The organism is Pseudophaeobacter sp., from assembly GCF_048267565.1.
GTDB classification, from domain to species: Bacteria; Pseudomonadota; Alphaproteobacteria; order Rhodobacterales; family Rhodobacteraceae; genus Pseudophaeobacter; species Pseudophaeobacter profundi.
In genome coordinates this window covers 163,398-185,596 of the sequence record NZ_JBLWXG010000001.1, presented here as the reverse complement: position 1 = coordinate 185,596, position 22,199 = coordinate 163,398, and the positions used below count along the sequence as shown (strand labels likewise).

Annotated in this window: 20 protein-coding genes and 1 other RNA gene; 10 read left to right on the top strand and 11 right to left on the bottom strand. The window is 59.6% G+C overall.

What is annotated here, in order from left to right:
* Positions 1-28 precede the first annotated feature (28 nt).
* The 4 genes from ACN0VH_RS00920 (at position 29) to ACN0VH_RS00905 (ending at position 3,340) form a co-directional block, all read left to right on the top strand.
* Positions 29-754: a FadR/GntR family transcriptional regulator gene (locus ACN0VH_RS00920; RefSeq protein ID WP_417699154.1), complete on the top strand. Its 726-nt coding sequence runs from the start codon at positions 29-31 to the stop codon at positions 752-754.
* A 171-nt stretch (positions 755-925) separates the two neighbouring features.
* Positions 926-1,276: a transfer-messenger RNA gene (gene ssrA / locus ACN0VH_RS00915) on the top strand.
* Between the two features lie 162 nt (positions 1,277-1,438).
* Positions 1,439-2,719 (top strand): chromate efflux transporter, encoded by a 1,281-nt coding sequence (gene chrA, locus ACN0VH_RS00910; RefSeq protein ID WP_278922427.1) that lies wholly within the window; start codon positions 1,439-1,441, stop codon positions 2,717-2,719.
* A gap of 150 nt (positions 2,720-2,869) precedes the next feature.
* Entirely contained in the window at positions 2,870-3,340 is a 471-nt protein-coding gene (locus ACN0VH_RS00905; protein ID WP_278922428.1) for an SspB family protein, read from the top strand.
* A 221-nt stretch (positions 3,341-3,561) separates the two neighbouring features.
* Here ACN0VH_RS00905 and ACN0VH_RS00900 read toward each other — a convergent pair whose 3' ends face one another.
* Complete coding sequence (locus tag ACN0VH_RS00900) at positions 3,562-4,176, bottom strand: hypothetical protein (protein WP_417699153.1); 615 nt, start codon at positions 4,174-4,176, stop codon at positions 3,562-3,564.
* A 250-nt stretch (positions 4,177-4,426) separates the two neighbouring features.
* Between ACN0VH_RS00900 and fumC the strand changes: the two genes are divergently transcribed.
* From fumC to ACN0VH_RS00885, 3 genes are read left to right on the top strand one after another with little or no spacing between them, the layout of a single operon-like run.
* Complete coding sequence (gene fumC, locus ACN0VH_RS00895; RefSeq protein WP_278922430.1) at positions 4,427-5,821, top strand: class II fumarate hydratase; 1,395 nt, start codon at positions 4,427-4,429, stop codon at positions 5,819-5,821.
* The gene (locus ACN0VH_RS00890; protein WP_278922431.1) at positions 5,821-5,997 is read left to right on the top strand and encodes a DUF4169 family protein; all 177 of its coding nucleotides are present in this window, start codon (positions 5,821-5,823) and stop codon (positions 5,995-5,997) included. Before fumC ends, ACN0VH_RS00890 begins: the two co-directional genes overlap by 1 nt.
* Positions 5,994-6,227: a ribbon-helix-helix domain-containing protein gene (locus ACN0VH_RS00885; RefSeq protein WP_278922432.1), complete on the top strand. Its 234-nt coding sequence runs from the start codon at positions 5,994-5,996 to the stop codon at positions 6,225-6,227. The genes ACN0VH_RS00890 and ACN0VH_RS00885 overlap by 4 nt, the downstream gene beginning before the upstream one ends.
* Here ACN0VH_RS00885 and ACN0VH_RS00880 read toward each other — a convergent pair.
* The 3 genes from ACN0VH_RS00880 to ACN0VH_RS00870 form a co-directional block, all read right to left on the bottom strand.
* Complete coding sequence (locus ACN0VH_RS00880; RefSeq protein ID WP_417699152.1) at positions 6,218-7,648, bottom strand: cytochrome P450; 1,431 nt, start codon at positions 7,646-7,648, stop codon at positions 6,218-6,220. The genes ACN0VH_RS00885 and ACN0VH_RS00880 overlap by 10 nt on opposite strands.
* Complete coding sequence (locus tag ACN0VH_RS00875) at positions 7,645-8,949, bottom strand: hypothetical protein (RefSeq protein ID WP_417699969.1); 1,305 nt, start codon at positions 8,947-8,949, stop codon at positions 7,645-7,647. The genes ACN0VH_RS00880 and ACN0VH_RS00875 overlap by 4 nt, the downstream gene beginning before the upstream one ends.
* 146 nt (positions 8,950-9,095) lie before the next feature.
* A complete protein-coding gene (locus ACN0VH_RS00870) occupies positions 9,096-9,848 on the bottom strand; it encodes a cytochrome c biogenesis CcdA family protein (protein ID WP_417699151.1) in 753 nt (250 codons plus the stop codon).
* Between the two features lie 115 nt (positions 9,849-9,963).
* Here ACN0VH_RS00870 and ACN0VH_RS00865 point away from each other — a divergent pair, with 115 nt between their 5' ends.
* The gene (locus ACN0VH_RS00865; RefSeq protein ID WP_278922670.1) at positions 9,964-10,194 is read left to right on the top strand and encodes a sulfurtransferase TusA family protein; all 231 of its coding nucleotides are present in this window, start codon (positions 9,964-9,966) and stop codon (positions 10,192-10,194) included.
* Positions 10,195-10,262: 68 nt separating this feature from the next.
* On the opposite strand, the gene ACN0VH_RS00860 is transcribed toward ACN0VH_RS00865, so the two are convergent.
* The 7 genes from ACN0VH_RS00860 to purC all read right to left on the bottom strand — a co-directional run bounded on the left by ACN0VH_RS00860 (position 10,263) and on the right by purC (position 19,425).
* The gene (locus tag ACN0VH_RS00860) at positions 10,263-10,655 is read right to left on the bottom strand and encodes a nuclear transport factor 2 family protein (protein ID WP_278922435.1); all 393 of its coding nucleotides are present in this window, start codon (positions 10,653-10,655) and stop codon (positions 10,263-10,265) included.
* Positions 10,656-10,820: 165 nt separating this feature from the next.
* On the bottom strand, positions 10,821-13,811 hold the full coding sequence (locus tag ACN0VH_RS00855; RefSeq protein WP_417699150.1) for an Rne/Rng family ribonuclease: 2,991 nt from the start codon (positions 13,809-13,811) through the stop codon (positions 10,821-10,823).
* Between the two features lie 668 nt (positions 13,812-14,479).
* Complete coding sequence (locus ACN0VH_RS00850) at positions 14,480-15,817, bottom strand: sigma-54-dependent transcriptional regulator (protein ID WP_278922437.1); 1,338 nt, start codon at positions 15,815-15,817, stop codon at positions 14,480-14,482.
* Between the two features lie 28 nt (positions 15,818-15,845).
* Positions 15,846-17,618 carry a sensor histidine kinase gene (locus ACN0VH_RS00845; protein WP_278922438.1) on the bottom strand — a complete coding sequence of 591 codons (1,773 nt, stop codon included), beginning with the start codon at positions 17,616-17,618 and terminating at the stop codon, positions 15,846-15,848.
* A gap of 36 nt (positions 17,619-17,654) precedes the next feature.
* Complete coding sequence (gene purQ, locus ACN0VH_RS00840; protein WP_232400939.1) at positions 17,655-18,323, bottom strand: phosphoribosylformylglycinamidine synthase subunit PurQ; 669 nt, start codon at positions 18,321-18,323, stop codon at positions 17,655-17,657.
* The gene (gene purS / locus ACN0VH_RS00835) at positions 18,323-18,553 is read right to left on the bottom strand and encodes a phosphoribosylformylglycinamidine synthase subunit PurS (protein WP_278922439.1); all 231 of its coding nucleotides are present in this window, start codon (positions 18,551-18,553) and stop codon (positions 18,323-18,325) included. Before purS ends, purQ begins: the two co-directional genes overlap by 1 nt.
* 110 nt (positions 18,554-18,663) lie before the next feature.
* Positions 18,664-19,425: a phosphoribosylaminoimidazolesuccinocarboxamide synthase gene (gene purC / locus ACN0VH_RS00830; RefSeq protein WP_027240575.1), complete on the bottom strand. Its 762-nt coding sequence runs from the start codon at positions 19,423-19,425 to the stop codon at positions 18,664-18,666.
* Positions 19,426-19,750: 325 nt separating this feature from the next.
* Here purC and ACN0VH_RS00825 point away from each other — a divergent pair, with 325 nt between their 5' ends.
* Together ACN0VH_RS00825 and ACN0VH_RS00820 are read left to right on the top strand one after the other, a co-directional pair.
* On the top strand, positions 19,751-20,053 hold the full coding sequence (locus ACN0VH_RS00825; RefSeq protein ID WP_278922440.1) for a DUF1476 domain-containing protein: 303 nt from the start codon (positions 19,751-19,753) through the stop codon (positions 20,051-20,053).
* Positions 20,054-20,209: 156 nt separating this feature from the next.
* The gene (locus ACN0VH_RS00820) at positions 20,210-22,186 is read left to right on the top strand and encodes a phosphatidylglycerol lysyltransferase domain-containing protein (protein ID WP_417699148.1); all 1,977 of its coding nucleotides are present in this window, start codon (positions 20,210-20,212) and stop codon (positions 22,184-22,186) included.
* Positions 22,187-22,199: the final 13 nt, after the last annotated feature.

The window sequence follows — 22,199 nt, the reverse complement described above, 5'->3', positions numbered from 1 at the left end:
AAACAAACGCCCCCGAAGGAGGCAGCACATGCAGATCAACCCACAAAGCCGCGACGACCTATCGGCCCAGATTGCCAAGGCAATCAAAGATGCCATCATCCAGGGGGATCTTATCGTGGATGCCCGCCTGCCTTCAGAGGCCGAACTCTGCGCCCAGTTTCAAGTCTCTCGCCCCACCGTGCGCGAGGCCCTCAAACGGCTGGCGGCGCAGTCGCTGATCCGTACCCAGCGCGGTGCCACCGGGGGGGCCTTTGTCAACCGGCTCAATTTTGAGGATGCCTATGCGCAGCATATCACCACCTCAACCCTGCTGCTAAGCATGAACGCCGTCAGCTTTGAAACAGCCTGCGAGGCGCGCTATGCGCTTGAACGGGCCTGCGCGCCACTTGCAGCCCATAGACGCAAGGCAGAGCACCTCGCGATCATGCGGGCAGAAATTCGACACCAAAGCGAGCCAGACCTCTCGGATGAAGCCTTTTGCACCTCGGATGTCACCTTTCACCGCGCCCTGGTGGATGCAGCCGCCAACCCGGTGCTCTCCTACCAACTGGCCGGCGCTGTTGAGGCCATGCAACCCCTGATGAACATCATCACATTTTCGGCCCGCGACCGGGCCAAAATTATCGCCCTGCATATCCGGATCGCGGATGCCATCGCGGCAGGCGACGGCTTGGCGGCTGACACAGGTCTTGTTCAGCTTGAACAGGAAACCCTTTATCTCGCCAAAACAGTCTTCGACGCGCGCTCGGCCTGATTGCAGCCCATCCCCCCCTTTTTGCCCCTTGTCTTCCTTCCATGTTCATTTGGCCCCAAATATCCCGGGGGTGCCGGTGCTCAGCACCGGCGGGGGCTGGCCCCCTTTCTGCGCAGCCTGTTTTTGCTGCAGACAGAAAACCGCAACCGCAAACAAAAAAATGAAGCATCCCCACTTCAAATCCCCCCGGTATTCGCCTATATCTTGGGTGTTCCTTCGGGAACTATGGACATAAATGCGCTCGTAATACACGGATCGGACCCGGGGGCGGTACCCGGCGACTCCACCAAACATGCTTCATTTGGGCATCATGGGGTCGAAACAGGATCGACGGACGTCTAAAGGGGTTAGCTTTGTCTCGGCTGTCTGCCACCGTTATCGGCGAAAACTGTACAATTGCAAATGACAATCGTGCTCCGGTAGCCCTGGCTGCGTAAGCAGTTCGGAAAACCGAAAATTAAGTCCTTATGCCTAGCAGCGTAAGGCGGGGTTCGCAGGTACCTGGCAACAGAAACCTGCACTTCTCCCCCCCCAAAAAAACGCCCCATAAAATCGCAAAATCAGGCTGTGCCCTCGGCTCTTGCTTGGCCTGCCCCCTTGGGTTCAGACCGTGACAGGCTTTGGGCTGGACTTGGCGGCAGCGATGTTCTTTACCCGAACGCGATGATCACTGGGGCAAAACGCATGACAACAGTATCTTGGGGCGAGATGTGGCGGGTTTTTGGCCGGATCGGCTTGCTGAGCTTTGGTGGCCCGGCCGCCCAGATCGCGGTGATGCATCGAGAGCTGGTCGAAGAACGCCCCTGGCTAGACGAAGACAGCTTTCTGCGCGGGCTGTCCTTTTGCATGTTGCTGCCCGGCCCCGAAGCAATGCAGCTGTGTACCTATACGGGCTGGCGGTTGCGCGGCACGGTCGGCGGGCTGTTGGCCGGGCTCTTGTTTGTTCTGCCCGGTGCCTGTGTCATTGCGTTATTGGTCTGGCTCTACGCTCAATTTGGCAGTGTCCCCGGTGTGCAGGCCGCCTTTCTTGGCATCAAGGCCGCAGTTGTGGTCATCGTCTTGCAAGCACTGTGGAGATTGAGCCATAAGGCCCTGAAACGGCAGCAGGATTGGTGGCTGGCCGGATTGGGCTTTATCGCGCTCTTTGCCTTTGGCCTCCCTTTTCCAGTGGTGATCCTTACCGCCGCAGTCTGGGGGCTGTGCCGCCCGGCCCCGCCCTTTTCTGCCCCGCTTGCTGCGCGCCACAACACAACCAGCCAAAGCCTGCATAGCCTGGTGATTTGGGGCACGCTTTGGCTGCTGCCGCTGGTGCTGCTTAGCCTTGCAGGCGCAGAGTTCCTTGCCGGGATCGGCTGGTTCTTCGCCAAGCTCGCCGTGGTCAGTTTTGGCGGCGCTTACGCGGTGCTCGCCTATATGAGCCAAGCGGTAGTGCAACAACATCACTGGATCAGCGCCGGTGAGATGATCGATGCCCTGGGTCTGGCAGAGACCACGCCAGGACCGCTGATCCTGGTCACCCAGTTTGTCGCCATGCTGGCCGGTTTGAAACAGGGCGGCGTCGGGCTCTATCTCGCCACGGGGGTCACTGCACTTTGGGCAACCTTCATGCCGTGTTTCCTGTGGATTTTTGCCGCAGCGCCGCATCTGGAACGCCTCGCCGCGCAACCACGGCTGGCCTCGGCGTTGAAATCCATCACCGCCGTGGTCACCGGAGTGATCTTCAATCTGATGATCTGGTTCACCCTGCATGTGCTGTTCCGGCAGGTCGGAGTGCTGGACTTCGGCCCGTTTGCCATGCCTTGGCCCAGCCTGCACAGCTGGGATCCGGCGGCGGCATTTCTGGTTCTGATTGCGCCACCCCTGGCCTATTTGCTCAAGGGGCGACTGTTCTGGCTCTTGCTGATCATGGCTGGCCTCGGCCTCTTGGTGCACGCCGCCAGCCAGGGTCTGGCCGTGCTTGGCTGATGGCAATATGGGGCCGCGGGTCGACAAGGAAATTCCAGGCCGGAAACGCCTGCTAGGCCCCCCAAAATATTTACAAAACTAGTAGGGCTGCTCTTTAATTTCTGCTAGAATTCACTATGCTGATGCAGCAATTTAATAAGGGTGGCTTTCATGTCGCGTGAAATCGACTACGGAAATCTGATGCACACCGCCATGCGCGGCCTCATTCGCACCGTCCTGCAGGATGTGGCGGACAAAGGCTTGCCAGGCAGCCATCACTTCTTCATCACCTTTGACACCACCCATCCAGACGCCCAACTGGCGGATTGGCTGCGTGATCGCTACCCCGGTGAAATGACCGTGGTGATGCAGCATTGGTATGACAACCTTGAAGTTGGGGAAGATGGTTTCGGCATCACCCTCAACTTTGGCGATGCGCCAGAGCCGCTTTATATTCCCTATGACTCGATCGCGACCTTTGTTGATCCATCGGTGGAATTCGGGCTTCGTTTTGAATCTGCCGAAGATCACGACGATGACGATGACGACCCTCTGGATGAAACCGGCGAGGATCACGACGACGAGCCCCCCACCTCAACTGACGGGGAAGTGGTATCCTTGGACAGTTTTCGCAAAAACTAGCCCCCATGGCCGAGAGGGGGGGGCGAGCTATAGGCTGATATCACAGGGCGCAATCACGTCGGCTTGCGCCCCCGAACTGCAGCCACCATGCCCCCATGATACAGACCAATTGCGCAGGCGATGCCCCACGTGCCAGTAAACCATGCCTGGAATGAATCGCCTATATTTTCCGGAAAGCCGCTTTCTATCGTCAAGCAGCGCCCCAACATCGGGTCAGCGACCTATTGGCGCAGCAAATCAACCTCGATCTGACGCAGAGCCACCCCATTGCGATGCGACCGGAACACCAGATGCAATCCAGTCTCTGTAAGACTACGATCATATTGCTGGATCTCGTAGTCGCCATTGGGATGGATGAACATGGAAAACACCGTCAGTACATCCCCTGTCAGGCGGGCCCAGACATAGGGGCGCCCCTTCATCGGGTCATGCTGCTCTGAATGGCCAAAAAGGTCGCGCTGCATCGCAGCGGCGAAGATCCCTGCGCGATCACTTGGCAGAAAGGAGACGTCATAGGATTTCACCTTGCGCCGCCCGTCTTCCTGTTCGCTGGCGGTTGTCCACCGAACAGAAAAGCCCTTGCCAGATTCTGCGATTTCAACGCTGATGTCGCGCTCAATCTCTTCACCCGCTGCGGTTTCAAACGTCGCCTTGCCGCCGTAGCGGCCAAAAAAGTCCTCGATCTCATGCGCTGAGAGCGGCGCTGCCAGCAGCAGGACAATAGCGACAATCCAGGCCAGAAACCGCCCCAGGGGGCCAGTCACAGCGCGCGCCGGTTCGGACAGCAGCCCTGATCCGGCATGCATCGGAGGGTTGGATACAATGGTATTTCTCACATCGGCCCCCTGTTTCAAACATACGCAGCTATGTGCCACCAGTGTATAGATCTGCGGCGATCTGGCAATGACCGCAAACAGACAAGACGCCGCACCGGCAAAACTGGGCGCATTTTTTCTGTTCCCCTGCCGATGATTGGCTATGATGCGCGCAACTGGCCAATTGCGTCGCGCCGATGCAGAGGATAAATGGCATGCAACCGCATACCAGACCAAGTTTAGACTGCATATAGACTGAGAGAGAGACAAGATGTCCGATACCCGTACCGAAACCGACAGCTTTGGCCCACTAGAAGTCCCTACAGACAAATATTGGGGTGCTCAGACCCAACGCTCTATCATGAATTTCCCCATCGGCTGGGAAAAGCAGCCCACCGCCATCGTGCGGGCGCTGGGGGTGATCAAGCAGGCCTGTGCCATGGCCAACAAGGCCTCTGGCAAGATGGAGCCACGCATCGCCGATGCGGTCATTGCTGCCGCCGGCGAAGTCATCGAAGGCAAGTTTGACGATAACTTCCCGCTGGTGGTCTGGCAAACCGGCTCTGGCACCCAGTCCAACATGAACTCCAACGAGGTGATCGCCAACCGCGCCATCGAAATGCTGGGCGGCGTCATCGGATCCAAGGACCCCGTCCACCCCAATGACCACTGCAACATGGGGCAATCCTCAAACGACACCTTCCCCACGGCCATGCATATTGCCACCGCCATGTCGGTGCGGGACGTGCTGCTGCCCGGTCTGGAGAAACTCGCCAAGGGTCTGGAAGCCAAATCCGAAGAGTTCAAGGACATCATCAAGATCGGCCGCACCCATACCCAGGATGCCACACCGCTGACACTGGGCCAGGAATTCGGCGGCTATGCCCACCAGATCCGTCAGGGTATTGCCCGCGTAGAGCTGGCCATGCCCGGCATCTATGAACTGGCACAGGGCGGCACCGCCGTTGGTACCGGGTTGAACACCCAGAAAGGCTGGAGCGAGACCGTTGCGGCCAATATGGCCGAAATCACCGATCTGCCCTTTGTCACCGCCCCCAACAAGTTTGAGGCCCTGGCAGCCCATGATGCCATGGTGTTCCTGTCGGGTGCCCTCGCGACCATCGCGGGCAGCTGCTACAAGATCGCCAGCGACATCCGCTTCCTCGGCTCCGGCCCCCGCTCTGGCCTGGGAGAGCTGATCCTGCCCGAGAATGAGCCTGGCTCTTCGATCATGCCCGGCAAGGTGAACCCAACCCAGGCCGAGGCGCTGACGCAGGTGGCTGCCCATGTCATGGGCAATGACGCCGCGATCAAATTTGCCGGCAGCCAGGGCCATTTTGAGCTGAACGTCTATAACCCGATGATGTCCTACAACCTGTTGCAGTCGATCCAGCTCTTGGGTGATGCCACCGACAGCTTTACCGAACGGATGCTCAACGGCATTCAGGCCAATGAGCCACGCATTGAAAAGCTGATGAAGGAAAGCCTGATGCTGGTGACCGCCCTGGCGCCAACCATCGGCTATGACAATGCCACCAAGGTCGCCAAGACAGCGCATAAGAATGGCACCACCCTAAAAGAAGAGGCCATCGCACTTGGCTTTGTGGATGAGGCGACGTTTGATGCGGTTGTGCGCCCCGAGCAGATGATCGGTCCCAAGGACTGATGGGTAAGCCGGTCAATCTGAACCGGTTTCGAAAGACACAGGCGCGGGCCAAGGACAAGGCCCGCGCTGACCGGAATGCTGTCAAATTTGGCCGCAGTAAATCTGAAAAAGAGCTTGAAAAAGCCCGCAGCCAAAAGGCCAGCCGCGATCTTGACGGCCACAAGGGCGAAGAATGAACAGCCGCCCGCGCAAGCATTCGTTGACCCTGCGCGGTCATCGCACCTCTGTCTCGCTGGAAGATCCGTTTTGGCTGGCCTTTCGCCAGATTGCCGACAGAACCAAGCGCCCGATCAACGAACTGGCTGCCGAGATCGACGAAAAGCGCGGTGCCGATTGCGGCTTGGCCTCGGCCATTCGCCTGTTTGTGCTAGGTGATCTGCAGGCGCAGCTATCAGATCAAGACTGATCAGCGCCGTGGCGCGGGGTGATCTGCAGCCAGATCCCATTTCTGGAGCGTACCGTAAGATGTGCCACCGGCACTGGCGCCTTTTCGGCACTGCAGCTAAGCTTGAAATCACGCAGGATCATCGACAGGATCAGCGGGCCTTCGACCATGGCAAAGCCCGCCCCCGGACAGACCCGCGCGCCGCTTGAAAACGGAATATAGGCCTCACGCTGGCATTTCTTGCCATTTTCACTGTGCCACCGGGTCGGATCAAAACCATCCGGGTTGTCCCAAAGTCGGGTATGACGATGCAGATGCCAGGGGCTTAGGACAATCTGCGCGCCCTTTGGGACGCTGCGATTGCGAAAAGTGACCGGGCAGATGGCCTCGCGCACCATCATCGGCACTGGCGGATACAGCCGCAGCGCCTCGCGGAACACGTCCCGCGACAGGCGCAGTTTCGATACGGCGGCAAAGCCCGGATCCTCAAGAACGGCGGCCTCTTGCGCCAATTTCTCTTGCCAGTCAGGATAGAGCGCCATCAGGTAGAGCGTCCAGGCCAGGGCCGAGGCGCTGGTCTCGTGCCCTGCAAGGAAAAAGATCGCAACCTGATCGACCATTTCAGCGGTGTCAAAGCGTTCTGCGGTTTTGGGGTCGCTGGTGGTCATGATCTTGGTCGCAAGATCCTGCGGCGCATCCCCCCGCGCAATTGCCGCCATGCGCTGCTGCGTCAGTTCAGTGATCAGGGCACGGATCTTATCGGCACTGGCACGGGTGTCGGGGCGAAAGAAGCGCGGCATCCATTTTGGCAGCGGCACAAAGGCCGCAAGGTTCAGCAGCGGCTGGCTGCGCTGATAGGCGCGAAATCGGCCAAAGACCTCACTTGCCACGGTATTTTCAATCGGAATGGAAAACAGGGTGCGAAAGATAACATCCGCGGCCACATGGCTGGTGACTTCTTCGACTTCGACCTCATCGCCCTGCCCTAGCTGCTGATGCAGCCGCTGCACCGCAGCCTCTGCCGCCGCGCGCATCGCCGGATAGGTCTCTTTCAGGCGACCACCTTCAAAGGCCGGATCAATGATGCGGCGCTGCCGCTTCCAGGTATCGCCATTGGTCAGGAACACCGAATCCCCCAGCAGCGGCTTCAGCCCTTCGGCGATGCGATCCGATTTGGGAAAGTTATCAGCCTCGTCCTTCAGCACCCGTTTGATCAGATCGGGCTGATTGATCAGGAAAGAGCGAAAACTCGGGGCGCGAAATTCCGCCATCCAGGCCCGATAAAGCTTGGCCGGCTGCGCCGACAGGATGTCTTCGCGAAACAGCCGCAGATACCGCCAGAAAGAAACCTTGCTGGGGCGCGCCGGAGGTTTTGGCGGCTCTGGCCTTACGATGCGCTGCGGGGCCGACCGGTGCGACGACTGCGCCTTAGTATCTGTCATTCTAACTTCACCGAGGTGAATTTGGAGGCCGCCACATCAATGCGCGACATCGAAGCGCGCCGCCCTGCATAGCGTGCCCGCAGGGTCTGCGCCCCCGCCGTGACGCAGAAATAATCATAGTCGCCTGGCTGATCAAAGGCGCAAAGATACTGGAAATGCAGCCGAAAAAACCGCCACCGCAGCGCCGCCCACCGTGCAGGGCTGAGCGTCTGGGTAAAAGCCGCAGAAATCACCAGCGGCCAGCGTTTTTCCGGCGGGGCGACACCGCTTACCGCAACCGGATCACAGAGAGCGAAGGCGCAACCATCCCCCGGTGCCGAGACATCAATCCAAGCGATTTCCGCCCGCTGCGAAAGGTAGCGCAGATCCGCGCGCAACCGTTCTGCACGCGGTAGAAAGGATACCATAGGCACCACCTGCCCAAGGGTCAGAAACCCGATTTCAGGCGCATCCGCAGGCAGGCCTTCGCGCAGGACATCGGCCAGCACCGAAATCCCCACATGGGCCCCGGATGAATGGCCCACCACCAGCAGCTCATCCATCGTGCCCTCGGCCAGTGCCCTTTGTATTTCCTGCTTAAAGACGGCGATACGCGCCTCCAGCGCTGGCGGGTTGGCCCCATGCGCAGCAGCCGAATAGGCGTAATCATGCATCAGATAATAGGCGAAGAACCTGCCATCCTGGACCTTGAACCATCTGAGCAGCGCCACCGAAGCCCAAAGGCCAAGCCCCCAGCCTGGCAGCGGCACCAGCCACCACAGCTGCGGCACAATCTGCGTCATCAGGGCCCTGCAGACCGCCGACACCGCGCCAAACAGGATCAATGCCAGCAGCGCCTGCAGCAGCAACATCCCTACAGGGTAAAGCGCTGCAATCACCGGCCCTTTGCGCAGCCACATCAGGCGGCGCAGCGTCCCCGAGGTGATATAAATCCAGGCGGTACGCAGCAGTTGCACATAGGTCGCCGCGATAGAGGTCTCCATGCTCTCGCGCACAATATCGGACCAGACCAGCACGCTGAAATCTGTCTTTGTGTGCTGCCCATCAATGCAGGCCGAAACCTGCCAGCCATAGGGGCGGCCCTGCACGGCGGTGCCATGTTGCGCTGCGTCTTGGTCTGGGGTCTTGGGCTGTTGCCGCGCAATCGCGATGTCATAGCCACTGATCTTTGCCTGAGCGGCCGCTTCCTTGCGGTACAATTCGCGGTAACGACGCGGGTGAATGGGATCATAGCCCGGAATGTAAAACACCCGGCGCATTCGGACCGGTGCCGCCTGCGCTGCGGCGCCATCGGCCTGCATCTCTTGCGATGTTGAAAATGCTGCGCTGCGCTCCATGTCCCGGCCTCTTACCCTTGCGGTGCAAGCCTAGACCGGATTTTCGGCCAGAGTAAGGCGCGCGCCGCGGAAACGCCCCCCTTTTGCAGGGGCGCCCCCAATTCAGGCTGTTAGCCCAGTGTCGCCAGGAAAGGAAAGGCCTCCAGCAGCCACCAGGAAAAGGTCGAAAACAGCCCCGTCACCAGCATGAAGCCCACCAGCAGCAGCAGCGCCCCCATCAGCTTTTCAATCAGCCCCATATGGCGTTTCATCTTGGTCATAAGCACCATGGACCGGTTGAGGAAAATCGCCGCCAAGAGGAACGGCACCCCAAGACCAATGGCATAGACCCCAAGCAACACGGTGCCCCGGCTGACCGAGGCCTCAGAGGCGGCGAGAGACAAGATCGCGCCCAGTTGCGGCCCGATACAAGGGGTCCAGCCAAAGGCAAAGGCCAGCCCAAGGACATAGGCGCCCAGCACCGACCCGCCGGCCTGGCCGGTCTCCACCCTTGCTTCGCGGTCCAGGATAGGAATGCGAAACACCGACAGAAAATGCAGGCCAAAGATAATCACCACCACGCCAGAGGCCTTGGCAAAGAGTTCCTGATTCTGCAGCACAAAGGCGCCAAACAACGAGGCGGTGAAGCCCAGCAGCAAGAATACGGTCGACAGCCCCATGACAAAGAACAGGGCCGATAGGACCACCTTGCGGCGCGCAGCGGCAGTGCCCTGCATTTCGCCAATGGAAACGCCGCTCATATAAGCCAGATAGGGCGGTACGATCGGCAGCACACAGGGCGACAGAAAGCTGATAAGCCCCCCTAGCAGCGCAACAAACATGGCAGGCAACAGGCCTGCGTCGATGATCTCTATTCCAAACATGTCATTCCCCGGAAACTGACCTTGCGCACCCTTAGACCAGCCACGGGCAAAGGTCACGGGGCACAATGGTCACATCCCTGTGGACAGGCCGTGATTGGCAGATTATCTGATGCCTATGATCAAAAGCGACGCCACCCTCGATGCCCTTGGGCTGCTGTGCCCCCTGCCCGTGCTTAAGGCACGCAAACGGCTTAAATCGCTGGCGAAAGGCGATATTCTTGAGGTGCTCGCAGACGATCCTGCCGCGCTGATTGATATGCCGCATTTCTGCGCGGAATCCGGGCATGAATTTCTGGGTCAGAGCGCCGGTGACGGACACCAGATCTATTTGATCCGTAAGGTCTGATCCGCAAGGGCAAGCTCGCTGTGCCTGCCTGCACATCAATGTGATTTCTGTTCGCGCAAAAGAGAGGCTCAGCCGCTGGCCAGAGGCGTGTCTTGGCTAAAGATGTTGATCCAGCCTTCGCCCTGCCACTGCCAGATGGAAGAGACATACATATCCTCCGCGTGTTCGCAATCCGGACGGGTGAACCGCGCGCGGTAAGACAGGCACTGGCAGCCGGGGCCAAGATTCAGAAGCCGGGCGTCGCTCAACTGATAGCTGGCCACCGATGGCCCCGCATCAAGCTGCGCCACATGATCCTGACGATTGGCAAAGCCGCTTGGGTAGACGCCCAGGAAATCAGGGTGAAGTGCCGCCGTATCTGCGGCCGGATCACCGCGGATCAAGGCCTCCCAGACCAGCCTTTCGCAGTCCAGGATTTCTGGCAACTCCACCGAGGCGGGCAAAGACGTCTGTTTTTGCATAGGGTTGAAACCTCAGGTTTGTGAGGTGGCCGCCATCGCCGGGGTGGCGACACCTGCGGGCACTCTCCTGCAGGAATAGGGGATACGGAAAAGAGATGAAGACAGCCCCCTACCGCCTAATGATCAAACAAGAAAAAGGCGGGCACTGCGGCCCGCCTCTCTGCATTATCCGATGGACCACCAGCCGCGCCGCTTGGGCTTGGGCGGACTTGTCGGCTCAGGCTCTGCTGCTACCGGTTCAGGCTCTGCCGCTACCGGCTCAGGCTTTGCTGCTACCGGTTCAGGCTCTGCCGCTACCGGCTCAGGCTCTGCCGCTACCGGCTCAGGCTCCGCCGCTACCGGTTCAGGCTCTGCTGCTACCGGTTCAGGCTTTGCTGCTGCGGGTTCAGGCTCCGCAGGCGATACCTCTGCAGACTCTGGCTTCGCTGAAACTTCAGCCGGGGCCACTGGCGCAGCATCAGCAACAACCGTTTCAGCAACCGCAACCTCCGCTGGGGGGGCGGCCTGCGCAGGTTCAGATGTGGCTGCGACCACCTCGGCAGGGGCGTCCTGCGCAACAGCGGTCTCTGCCTCCGCGGGCCTGGATTCGTTCACAGGTTCTGCGGTCTGAGCCTCTGTGACCTCTACCGTCGCGGCGTCTTGTGCCACAGCGGTTTCCTCATGGCTGGCTTCAGCTTCGGCAGGCACAGCGGCGGTCTCTTCGCTCTTCTTGCTGCGGCTGCGGCCACCACGGGTGCGGGTGCGGCGCTTGGGCTTCTTGCCCTCGGCGTCCTCCTCTTCAACGCTGTCAGACTTGTCCGCACTGTCGGATGTCGTATCGCTTTCGGATTTATCCACGCCATCAGCAGAGGCACCATAGTCAGACGTGTTTTCGCCGCCCTCTTCCCCGCCGTTTCCGGACTTGCGCCGACGCCGACGACGGCGCTTGCGTTTGGGCTTATCATCGCCATTGGCCTCTGCCGCAGCCTCGGGGGCTTCGCGAGTCTCAGCTGCCGCGCTGGCGCTTTCTTCCGGCAGTTCGTCCTCGTCGACCTCGTCCGCGTCAACCTCAGCCATGAGCGATGTATCCGCAGAAACAACCGGCGCCGCCGATACCGACACCACGCGGGTGGCAGTCTTGAATTTTTCGAGCGTGAAATCCGGGCTGACCAAAGAGGCATCGCCTTCGATGCGCACCGACAGACCATACCGCGCTTCGATCTGGGCGATATGCTCGCGCTTCTGGTTCATCAGATAGTTTGCGATATCGATAGGACAGCGCACCAGAACCTCACGCGAGCGTCGGCGGGTGCCCTCTTCCTCGATCTGGCGCAGAATCGACAGCGCCATGCTGTCGTCAGACCGGATCAAGCCTGTGCCGTGGCAATGTGAACAGGGCTGGGTCGTGGCCTCGATCATGCCGGGACGCAAACGCTGACGCGACATTTCCATCAAGCCAAAGCCAGAAATCCGGCCCACCTGAATGCGGGCGCGATCTGTCTTCAACTTGTCCTTCATCCGGTTTTCAACCGCAGTGTTATTCTTGCGCTCGTCCATATCGATGAAATCAATGACGATCAGACCGGCGAGGTCACGCAGACGCAGCTGACGGGCCACCTCTTCGGCGGCCTCCAGATTGGTGTTGAGCGCGGTTTCCTCGATAGAGGACTGCTTTGTCGCCCGACCCGAGTTCACGTCGATCGCAACCAGAGCCTCGGTGACACCAATCACGATATAACCGCCAGATTTCAGCTGAACGGTCGGGTTGAACATCCCTGCCAGATAGCTTTCGACCTGAAAGCGCGCAAAGAGCGGCAGGGTTTCCTGGTAGTTTTTCACGTTCTTGGCATGGGACGGCATGATCATCTTCATGAAGTCCTTGGCGATGCGGTAGCCGCGTTCGCCTTCCACCAGAACCTCGTCGATCTCGCGGTTATAAAGGTCGCGGATCGAGCGTTTGATCAGGTCGCCTTCTTCATAGATCTTGGCGGGTGCGACGCTTTTCAGCGTCAGCTCGCGGATCTGTTCCCAAAGCCGTTGCAGATATTCGTAATCGCGCTTGATCTCTGCCTTGGTGCGCTTCGCCCCGGCGGTACGCACGATCAGGCCCGCGCCACTGGGCACGTCCATTTCAGTTGCGATTTCTTTCAGCTTCTTACGGTCAACGGCATTGGTGATCTTGCGGCTGATGCCGCCGCCACGGGCAGTATTGGGCATCAAGACGCAGTAGCGACCGGCCAGCGACAGATAGGTGGTCAGCGCAGCGCCCTTGTTGCCACGCTCTTCCTTGACAACCTGCACCAGAAGAACCTGACGGACCTTGATGACTTCCTGAATCTTGTAGCGCCGGGGCCGTGGCTTGCGAGCTGGGCGAATGTCTTCGCTGTCATCCTCATCCGCGACCGATTCAATGCTTTCATCCTTGGTGGCGGCATCGGCACGGCTGTCAATCTCATCGGCGTCATCGCCGCCGTCAGTGCCCTCGTCAGAGGTTGTATCAGCAAGCTGTTCCTTGTCAGCGGTATCCGCAGCTTCCGCGCCGTTTTCGGCAGCCTCGACCTCGGGTTCAGCAACTGGGGCTTCCGCCACGCGTTCCATCGGCGAAGACCCCTCGGGGACCTCGGCCAGCTTGGTCGCTTCGCGGTCGCTGTCGTCCACCAGATCAATGGTTTCCATACCAGCGATTTCCGCCGCCGAAGTGTCGGCCACAGGCGTTTGTGCTGGCGTTTCGGCATTGGCTTCGCTGTCGGCGGGCGCAACCTCTTTGGTCTCTACCGCGTCGCCGGACGTGACCTTGGCCGCCTTGGAGCGCCCGGACTTGCGACCACGCGAGCGCGATCTCGACGGCTTCGCTTCGTCTTCCTCGTCACGCGCACGCAGGGCTTCTGCATAGGCGCGCTCCTCTTCCATCAGGGCTTCGCGATCAGCAATCGGGATCTGATAGTAATCGGGGTGAATTTCCGAAAAGGCCAGAAACCCGTGGCGATTGCCGCCATATTCCACAAAAGCCGCCTGCAGCGAGGGTTCAACCCGCGTGACCTTGGCCAGGTAAATATTGCCAGCTAGCTGGCGTTTGTTTTCAGATTCAAAGTCGAACTCCTCGACCTTGTTTCCGTCGACCACCACGACGCGGGTTTCTTCCGCGTGGGTGGCATCGATAAGCATCTTCTTTGCCATGTTTCCTTGATGCACCGGCCCTGCGCAGAGGCAAGCCCTCCCGATCCGGGGGGCCATGTCTGTATTGGGGGGTGTCTTGTCAGGGCGATTTGGGACGGCACACAGCAGGTGGCGGCCCAGGAACTTGCGTCCGGTCCTCTTGCCTGCATGCTCTTCGCTCGCGCGCGCGTCATCGCGTTACTTCTCCGACAGGTCGGGTATCCCGTTGCCTGCCTTGTTATCCCTCTTCGATTGGTCAAAGAGGCGCTTAGCTGCTCCGCACTACGTCGGAGCCAATCGGTCTGTCTTGCCTTTCTCGGCTCATGTCATGGTCGGCGCGTGCCGATGTCTGATCATGCCGGACAAAAGGAGAGACAGCGAATCTCAATCACATGGAGCCCCCTTTGAGGGCGCTATTCCATCTTATCACCATAAGACCAGCGCTTGGGAAATGACAATGGGCATTCGTCAACAAGACGCGTCGGCATGGTAAACAACAGGCTTAAAAGGCAAATTGATGAAATTTCAATGAAGGAACGCCAGCCGGACAGCGATATCCTGCCCGCTTCGCTGCGCCAAATTGTCAGATATCCCCTGCTTTACCCCCAGGACAAATCCCTGGGGCTAAGCAAAAAAGAGATCTTACCCACAAGCGAGTCGCACCTGCAGGCAAGATCTGCCAGTTCGTATCACCCCAAGTAGTCAGAGCGTTGCAGCGCGTATTTGGCCATCTTCTCGTTCAGGGTCCGGCGCGGCAGGCAGAGTTCCTCCATCACGCTGGCGATCGAGCCCTTGTGGCGCCGCATGGTATTGTCAATCAACATGCGTTCAAAGGCTTCGACATATTCCTTCAGCGGCTTGCCCTCGGTGGTCATCACCGGCTGCATCTCTTCGTGATCAGACATCAACAAAGACGCAATGGTGCCAGAGCCCCGCCGCGCCTGCAGCACCGCACGTTCCGCCACATTGATCAGTTGACGCACATTGCCCGGCCAGGGGGCCTGCAACAGCTGGGCGGCCTCCTGGGCCGATACCTGCGGTGCATCGCAGCCATATTCATCGGCGAATTGATCGCAGAGCCGGGTAAACAGCGTCAGGATGTCTTCGCCGCGCTGGCGCAGCGGCGGCACCGTGATGCGCAGAGCGGCCAGACGGTAAAACAGATCCGAGCGCAGCGCGTCTTCGCAGGTCTTCCCCGCCTCCTGCAGGTTGGAAATCGCAATGATCCGCGTCTCTCCGGGCGTGCCCTGCTCATTGATCGCGCTCAGCAGCTTGGCCTGCAATGTCTCACTCAGCGCTTCGATCCCTTCCAGCACCAGGGTGCCGCCCCGTGCCTCTTCCAAGGCGGGCAGCAGGCTGTCTTCGGGCTGCATCGGACCAAACAGCCGTTTGGACAGAGCTTCTTCCTCAAGGGCGGCGCAGGAGATCAGGACAAATTTCTTGCCCGCGCGGCTGCCAACCGCATGCAGCGCATGGGCCACCAGGGTTTTGCCGGTGCCGGTTTCGCCGTCAATCAGCACATGGCCATCCGCCTGCCCCAGATCCAGCAGATCTTCGCGCAGGCGCTCCATCACCGGGCTCATGCCGATGAGTTTTTTCATAATTTGGCCGCCATCCGATAATTCCCGGCGCAAGGCGCGGTTGTCCAGGGTCAGACGCCGCGCCCCGGTGGCCCGCTTGGCCAGTTCCGACATGCGATCCGGGTTGAACGGTTTCTCCAGAAAATCAAACGCGCCGACCCGCATTGCCTCTACCGCCATGGGCACATCGCCGTGGCCGGTAATCATGATCACTGGCAGGCCGCTGTCGCTGCCCATCAGCTTTTTCAGGAACTGCATGCCATCCATGCCTGGCATCTTGATGTCGGAAATGACGATACCGGGATAATCTGCACCCAGTTCCTTCAGCGCGTCTTCGGCACTGGCAAAGGTTTCTGTGTCATACCCCGAAAGCGCCAACCACTGGCTGATCGACTGACGCATATCCTGCTCATCATCAACAATCGCGATTTTCATGGCCTGTGCCATCAGACACCCCTTCTCTCGTTTCAAACCACTATTCAGCGGCTTCGATGCCGTCCACCAGGATCGGCAATTGCATTTCAAACACGGCACCGCCTTTTTGCCCATTCCGGGCTGCAAGCCGTCCACCCAGGTCGTTCACGATCCCAGAGGAGATGGCAAGCCCCAGGCCCACCCCATCGCCAGCCTGCTTGGTAGTATAAAACGGATCAAACAGACTGCCAAAATCTTCAATTCCCATCCCGTTGTCGCGCACCGTCAAGGTGGCGGTTTCGCCCGCCGCCAAGAGGATCTCGACCTCCGGTTCCTCTACTGATTTGGTGGCATCCAGGGCGTTGCGCAAGAGGTTGACCATAACCTGTTCCAATCGCATCCGATCTGCCATGACAAAAACCGGATCATCCGGCAGGATCCGGGTGATTTTAACATGGCGCTGACGCAGTTGGGGCTCCATCATCGACAGACTTGAAGCCAGCGCATCGCCAACGTTTACAGGGCTGAAGGCATCGCCGCCCTTGCGCGCATAGGATTTCAGCTGGCGGGTAATGGCGCCCATGCGTTCGATCAGGTCATCAATGCGACCAAAGGAAGCCAGCGCCTCTTCGGGGCGGTTGCGGGTCAGCAAGAGCCGCGCCCCCGCCAGATAGGTTTTCATTGCCGCCAGCGGCTGGTTCAACTCATGACTAACAGCGGCGGACATCTCGCCCAAGGCGGCAAGTTTTGAGCTCTGCGCCAGGCTTTGTTCAGCCACCGCGAGGGTCTTTTGCATTCGCTCACGTTCGGCGATTTCCCGCTGCAAACGCGCATTCAATACGCGAAGCTCCGCCGACTCACGCTGAAACAGCGCCATCCTAATCGCGGTTTTACGGCTCAGCGCATAGAAGGCCAGCGCCAGCAGGATGGCGAATCCCATGATTTCAAGCGCCAGAACCGCATTCACCTTTTCACGGATCGAGGCAAAGGTGGTGAAGGAGGTCAAGCGCCAGCCCTGAAATGGCACCCGCGTCTCCAGCCGCATAACCGCCTCGCCCTGCAAATAGGCATCCGGTGGCAAGGTGCTCCAGTCTGCGGTGGCCCGAATGGCACGCTGGATTGCGCTTTCAGGGGTTTGCAGGACCACTGCTTCGCTCTCGGTCAGACCGCGCCAACGCGCCTCGGTCGACAGGACGATATTGCCCTGGCTGTCGGTCACCATGACCGCATCCGACACCCCGGCCCAGGCGCGCTCAAACTTGCGCAGGTCCACCTCGATGACAATGACGCCCAGCAACCCCGAGGTATCGACGACGCGACGCGAATAGGTGAAGCGATAGCCGCCCACCTCGCGCTTGATCACCGAAAAGACCGTTGATCTGGCGCGGGCCGCATCAACAAAATAGGCGGCATTGCGATGGTTTTGGCCCAATCGATTGCGATTGGTCGCAGCCACGGTACGCCCGTCATTCGCCAGCAGCATGATGGAGTTGGCGCCGATTTCATCAATGAACGACATCAAGCGCTGAGTTGACAGGGAAAAATCGCGACTTTGCAATGCCGCGATCAGGGTCTGATCCCGCGCCAAAAGCTGCGGGACAATGGCATGGCGGCGCAGCTCGCTCACCAAGTTGCCAGAATATAGCGCCAGGCGCAGTTCCCCCCGGTTTCGGGTACTTTCGGTAAAGCGGTGGGTCAATTGCTGGTTAGTCACCCAGATGGTGACGGCAGCCACAGCCATGAACAGCACCAAGGCCAGCCGTGCGCCCCAGGGGATGGTGCGCGAGCCGGTTTCTTTGCGGATAATCCGTTTTGGCGTCTGCGGGGCATTCATAGGGAAACCCTATTCCCGCCACCGCAGGAGCTCAAGTCACGCAGGGGCGAGGATCCCGGCCAATGCGCGGAACACTGCCGTTCCATCCGTGCCGCCATGGCCGTCGTCCGCCGCGCGTTCAGGATGTGGCATCATACCAAGCACACGCCGGTTTTCCGACAGAATGCCGGCGATGTCGTCAACCGACCCATTGGGGTTGTCGCCATAGGTAAAGGCGATACGGTCCTGATCCTTCAGCGCCGCAAGAGTATCGGCATCGGCAAAATAGTTGCCATCGTGATGCGCAATCGGAATGCCAATCACATCGCCCTTGGCATAGCCCTGGGTAAAGACACTATCCGCAGTGGCGACCTGCAGATCCACCGTGCGGCAAATGTATTTAAGCCCGGCATTGCGCAGCAGTGCCCCCGGCAAAACGCCGGTCTCAGTGAGGATCTGGAAGCCGTTGCACACGCCCATGGCATAGCCGCCACGGTTTGCATGTTCGACGACCGCCTGACAGATTGGCGACTGGGCCGCGATGGCGCCACAACGCAGGTAATCCCCATAAGAGAACCCACCAGGAACCCCCACGATATCAATACCTTCAGGCAGGACACTGTCCTTATGCCAGACCATCGAGACATCAAAACCGGCCTGTTCAAAGGCAACTGCCAGATCGCGGTCGCAGTTGGATCCGGGAAATACGACAACGGCTGCTTTCATCACTTCATCTCGATGCTGTAGGATTCAATCACAGTATTGGCGAGCAGCTTTTCGCACATCTCGGTCACATCCGCCTCGGTGGCGCCTGCGGCCAGATCCAGGTCGATGACCTTGCCCTGACGCACGCCTTCAACCTTGTCGAACCCCATGGCGCCCAGTGCGTGACGCACTGCCTCGCCCTGCGGATCCAGAACCCCGTTCTTCAGCATTACATGCACCCGTGCCTTCATCGTGTCATTCCTCAGCTTCGATGGGAGCCGACCCCTGGTCGTGCCCTTTGCAGAAAAGTAGAACCCACCCCCGACCTATTGGCGGGAGTGGGGAAATTTGCCTCACCAGATCAGTTCACCAGCGTTGGCTTGCTAGGGGCTGGCGGGTTGTTCGGCATTACCCCCAGACGACGCGCCACTTCGCTATAGGCATCCGTCAGGCTGCCCAGATCGCGCCGGAACACGTCTTTGTCCAGCTTCTGGCCTGTCTCGATATCCCACAGGCGGCAGCTGTCGGGGCTGATCTCATCGGCCACCACCAGGCGCTGGAAATCACCGTCATAGACGCGGCCAATCTCGATTTTGAAATCCACCAGACGAATACCCACGGCCAGCATCACCCCGGACATAAAGTCATTCACCCGCAGTGCCAGGCTCAGGATATCATCCATGTCCTGCTGGCTGGCCCAGCCAAAGGCCGCGATGTGCTCTTCGGTCACCAGAGGATCACCCAGGGCATCGTCCTTGTAGCAATATTCCACGATGGGCCGCGGCAGCTGCGTGCCCTCATCAATGCCCAACCGCTTCGACATGCTCCCGGCCGCATAGTTGCGCACGATCACTTCCAGCGGAATGATCTCGCAGGAGCGCACCAGCTGTTCGCGCATGTTCAACCGTTTCAGGAAATGCGTCGGCACACCAATCTGGCCCAGGCCCTTCATGAAATATTCGCTCAGCAGGTTGTTTAGCACGCCCTTGCCTTCGATCACGTCCTTCTTTTCGGCGTTGAAGGCCGTGGCATCATCCTTGAAATACTGCACAATTGTGCCAGGCTCGGGGCCTTCATACAGTGTTTTGGCTTTGCCTTCGTAGATCTTTTTGCGACGTGCCATGAGGAACCTTTCGAGGTAAAGGCCAGGAATCCCGGCCCGGTTTCTTGCCGCTCTCATAGGGCAAGGGGGGAATTGCTGCAAGTATCGTGGCGCATGGCAGCGGCCATTGTCCTGATTTGCCGCATTTCGCACCATTAAATCCTGTTTCGCTCTGGGTGCGCAGCTTTGTCAGGCCAAGAACCACCGCCCCTGGCGGGTCTTTTGCCGCCTGGCCCCCACCTTTGAGCGAGGCGCAGGCATGGCAAAACCTGCCCCATTTCTTGCCCCGGCGCCACCGCGCCCCATATTCAAAGGGGCAGATCTGTTTCAGTGAAAGGGAAAGGACATGACCACATTTGACGAACGCGAACAGGCATTTGAAGCCAAGTTTGCCAAGGATGAAGAGCAGCTATTTCAGGCCCGTGCCCGCTGCCACAAACAGCTTGGCCTTTGGGCGGCGGCAATATTGGGCCACCATGGCGATGCGGCACAGGACTATGCCAATGCGCTTGTCGCGGCTGGACTAAAGAGCCACGGCAACCGCGATGTGCTGAATAGGATTGCCGCCGATATGACCGCCAGCCATAAATCAGCAATCACACCAGAAATCATCGAGGACAAAATGACAGAGCTTTTGTCGCAGTCCTGAGAGGACCGTTCGCCAAGGTGTAACGCATAGCTGGACGCAAGGCAGCAGCCCTGGTGCTGCTGCGATGCTGCACCATAGGTGCGATTAACGCGACAAAAACCAAAAGGTCCTATCCTGCCCTCTCTTCCCCTTTTTCGGGCTGATAGAAAGATCAAGATGCAGGACATTAAACTTCCCGGCGCTGCTGCTCTGGCACTTCATGTGCTACGTCTTTCCACGCCATTTGCCATGGCAGGCCTGTGTCTGTGGGTCTTGTCCGCGCGCATTGTACTGCCCACTGCGGCTGATATCGGCGGTTTACTGGGCGGTCTGCATCTGTGGCAATGGCTGGCGGCATGCGGCGCCACCGGTATCAGTTTCTGGGCGCTGGGGCGCTATGATTCCGTTGCCCATCGCCACTTGCAAACCGGGCTTGATGGCCCCGAGGCCCGCCAGGCCGGTATGGCGGCGATCGCCTTTTCTCAGCTGGTGGGCTTTGGTCTGCTGACCGGAGCCTACGCGCGCTGGCGACTGGTGCCCGGGCTCACCGTGATGCAGGCGGCACAGCTGACCGGGTTGGTCGGGCTGACCTTCATGGCAGCACTGGCGATGATCTGTGGGCTGGCGATGGTGATGTTTCCGGTCTTTGCCTGGTTCACCCCGGTTGGGTTGCTGCTGGTTGCGACCTCCCTTGTTGGTGCGATTGTCAGCTTTCTTGCGCCCAACCTTCGCCTTGGCACGATAACGCTGCGCTGGCCCTCGATCACCGCGATGGCGGCCCTGTGCACCTGGGCGCTGGTCGATGTGATGGCTGCGGGCAGCGCTCTTTGGGTTCTGTTGCCGCAGGGGCTTGATATCAGCTGGAGCACCCTTTTTGTTGTCTATGCCATGGCGCTGGGGGCTGCGATCATATCCTCGGCTCCCGGTGGCACCGGCCCGCTGGAGTTGACGATTTTCACCCTGTTGCCAGGGCACGACAGCACCGGGCTGTTAGCGGCACTTCTGGCCTTTCGCCTGATTTACTACGCCCTGCCCGCAGCGCTGGCCTGTGTCATGATGGGAATGCCGCACCGACTAACAACCATGCGCGCACCGCCGATTGATCCCGATCTGTTGGGCGCCCGGCACAGCCCCGCAAGCCTGCTGCCGCACCAGCGCAGCTGCGCCGAAGTCGGCATCATTCACCAGAATGGCGGCCATGTGCAGGCCTTTGGCTTTAACCAGCTGGCCCTGCTGGACAGCCCGCAGATCTCTGTCGCGCTGTTTGACCCGCTGAACGGCAACATCAGCGAAACCTTAAAGCCGCTGCGCCGCTATGCCCGTCAGCGCAACGCAATTGCTTGCCTTTACAAATGCTCTACCCGGAATGCACTGGCCGCCCGTCAGGCCGGTTGGGCGGTTCTGCGCATCGCCGCCGAAGCAGTCCTGTGCCCGCAGTCCTTTAACGAGGAAGGATCCAGCCATCGCCAGTTGCGTCGCAAGCTGCGCCACGCAGAAAAATCAGGCATCACCGTGACCCCTGCCCCGGCACAGATGCCACTGGCGCAGATGGCCGCCCTGGACAAGGCCTGGCAGCTCCGTCATCGGGGGGCGCGCGGTACGACCATGGGGCGGTTCGAAGCCAACTACCTGGCTGCACAGCAGGTCTATCTGGCCTGGCAAAAGGGGCACCTCATCGGCTTTGTCAGCCTGCATTGTTGTGAAACAGAGTGGTGCCTTGATCTGATCCGACTCTGCCCAAAGGCGCCGGATGGCACAGGCCACGCCCTGCTGCGCGCCGCCATCGCCGGTGCCAAGCAAGAAGGCATCGCACGGCTCTCGCTCGCTGCGGTGCCGGATCACCGGTTTGCCACCCGGATGGACCCCGGCCTGCGCCGCTTCAAGGCCTGTTTTGCCCCACAATGGCAACCGCGCTATATGGCCTGCCCCAACTGGTGGGCGATGGTTCTGGCCGGATTGGAAATGCTGCGTCTGATTCACCGCCCCGGCGCAGTGCTTCCGACCGTTTTACCTGCTGCCGCGCGGCGGACTTTCAGCCCCACAATCAGCCCTACAATGGCCCTGCCCGGAGCCCCCAGCGACAGACCTGAATCGGAGACCGCCACAACAGGCTGGTTTACAGCGCGAAAATCCGAAGAGATGCGCGCCTCATAATCAAGTTGAGCAA

Bases quoted from the DNA above. Each gene is read 5' to 3' on its own strand.
- ACN0VH_RS00855 (WP_417699150.1), bottom strand. From the start codon at position 13,811: ATGGCAAAGAAGATGCTTATCGATGCCACCCACGCGGAAGAAACCCGC.
- ACN0VH_RS00885 (WP_278922432.1), top strand. From the start codon at position 5,994: ATGAACAGCCGCCCGCGCAAGCATTCGTTGACCCTGCGCGGTCATCGC.
- ACN0VH_RS00825 (WP_278922440.1), top strand. From the start codon at position 19,751: ATGACCACATTTGACGAACGCGAACAGGCATTTGAAGCCAAGTTTGCC.
- ACN0VH_RS00905 (WP_278922428.1), top strand. From the start codon at position 2,870: ATGTCGCGTGAAATCGACTACGGAAATCTGATGCACACCGCCATGCGC.
- ACN0VH_RS00875 (WP_417699969.1), bottom strand. From the start codon at position 8,949: ATGCAGGCCGATGGCGCCGCAGCGCAGGCGGCACCGGTCCGAATGCGC.
- purC (WP_027240575.1), bottom strand. From the start codon at position 19,425: ATGGCACGTCGCAAAAAGATCTACGAAGGCAAAGCCAAAACACTGTAT.
- purQ (WP_232400939.1), bottom strand. From the start codon at position 18,323: ATGAAAGCAGCCGTTGTCGTATTTCCCGGATCCAACTGCGACCGCGAT.
- ACN0VH_RS00880 (WP_417699152.1), bottom strand. From the start codon at position 7,648: ATGACAGATACTAAGGCGCAGTCGTCGCACCGGTCGGCCCCGCAGCGC.
- ACN0VH_RS00870 (WP_417699151.1), bottom strand. From the start codon at position 9,848: ATGTTTGGAATAGAGATCATCGACGCAGGCCTGTTGCCTGCCATGTTT.
- ACN0VH_RS00845 (WP_278922438.1), bottom strand. From the start codon at position 17,618: ATGAATGCCCCGCAGACGCCAAAACGGATTATCCGCAAAGAAACCGGC.
- purS (WP_278922439.1), bottom strand. From the start codon at position 18,553: ATGAAGGCACGGGTGCATGTAATGCTGAAGAACGGGGTTCTGGATCCG.
- ACN0VH_RS00890 (WP_278922431.1), top strand. From the start codon at position 5,821: ATGGGTAAGCCGGTCAATCTGAACCGGTTTCGAAAGACACAGGCGCGG.
- chrA (WP_278922427.1), top strand. From the start codon at position 1,439: ATGACAACAGTATCTTGGGGCGAGATGTGGCGGGTTTTTGGCCGGATC.
- ACN0VH_RS00865 (WP_278922670.1), top strand. From the start codon at position 9,964: ATGATCAAAAGCGACGCCACCCTCGATGCCCTTGGGCTGCTGTGCCCC.
- ACN0VH_RS00920 (WP_417699154.1), top strand. From the start codon at position 29: ATGCAGATCAACCCACAAAGCCGCGACGACCTATCGGCCCAGATTGCC.
- fumC (WP_278922430.1), top strand. From the start codon at position 4,427: ATGTCCGATACCCGTACCGAAACCGACAGCTTTGGCCCACTAGAAGTC.
- ACN0VH_RS00820 (WP_417699148.1), top strand. From the start codon at position 20,210: ATGCAGGACATTAAACTTCCCGGCGCTGCTGCTCTGGCACTTCATGTG.
- ACN0VH_RS00850 (WP_278922437.1), bottom strand. From the start codon at position 15,817: ATGGCACAGGCCATGAAAATCGCGATTGTTGATGATGAGCAGGATATG.
- ACN0VH_RS00860 (WP_278922435.1), bottom strand. From the start codon at position 10,655: ATGCAAAAACAGACGTCTTTGCCCGCCTCGGTGGAGTTGCCAGAAATC.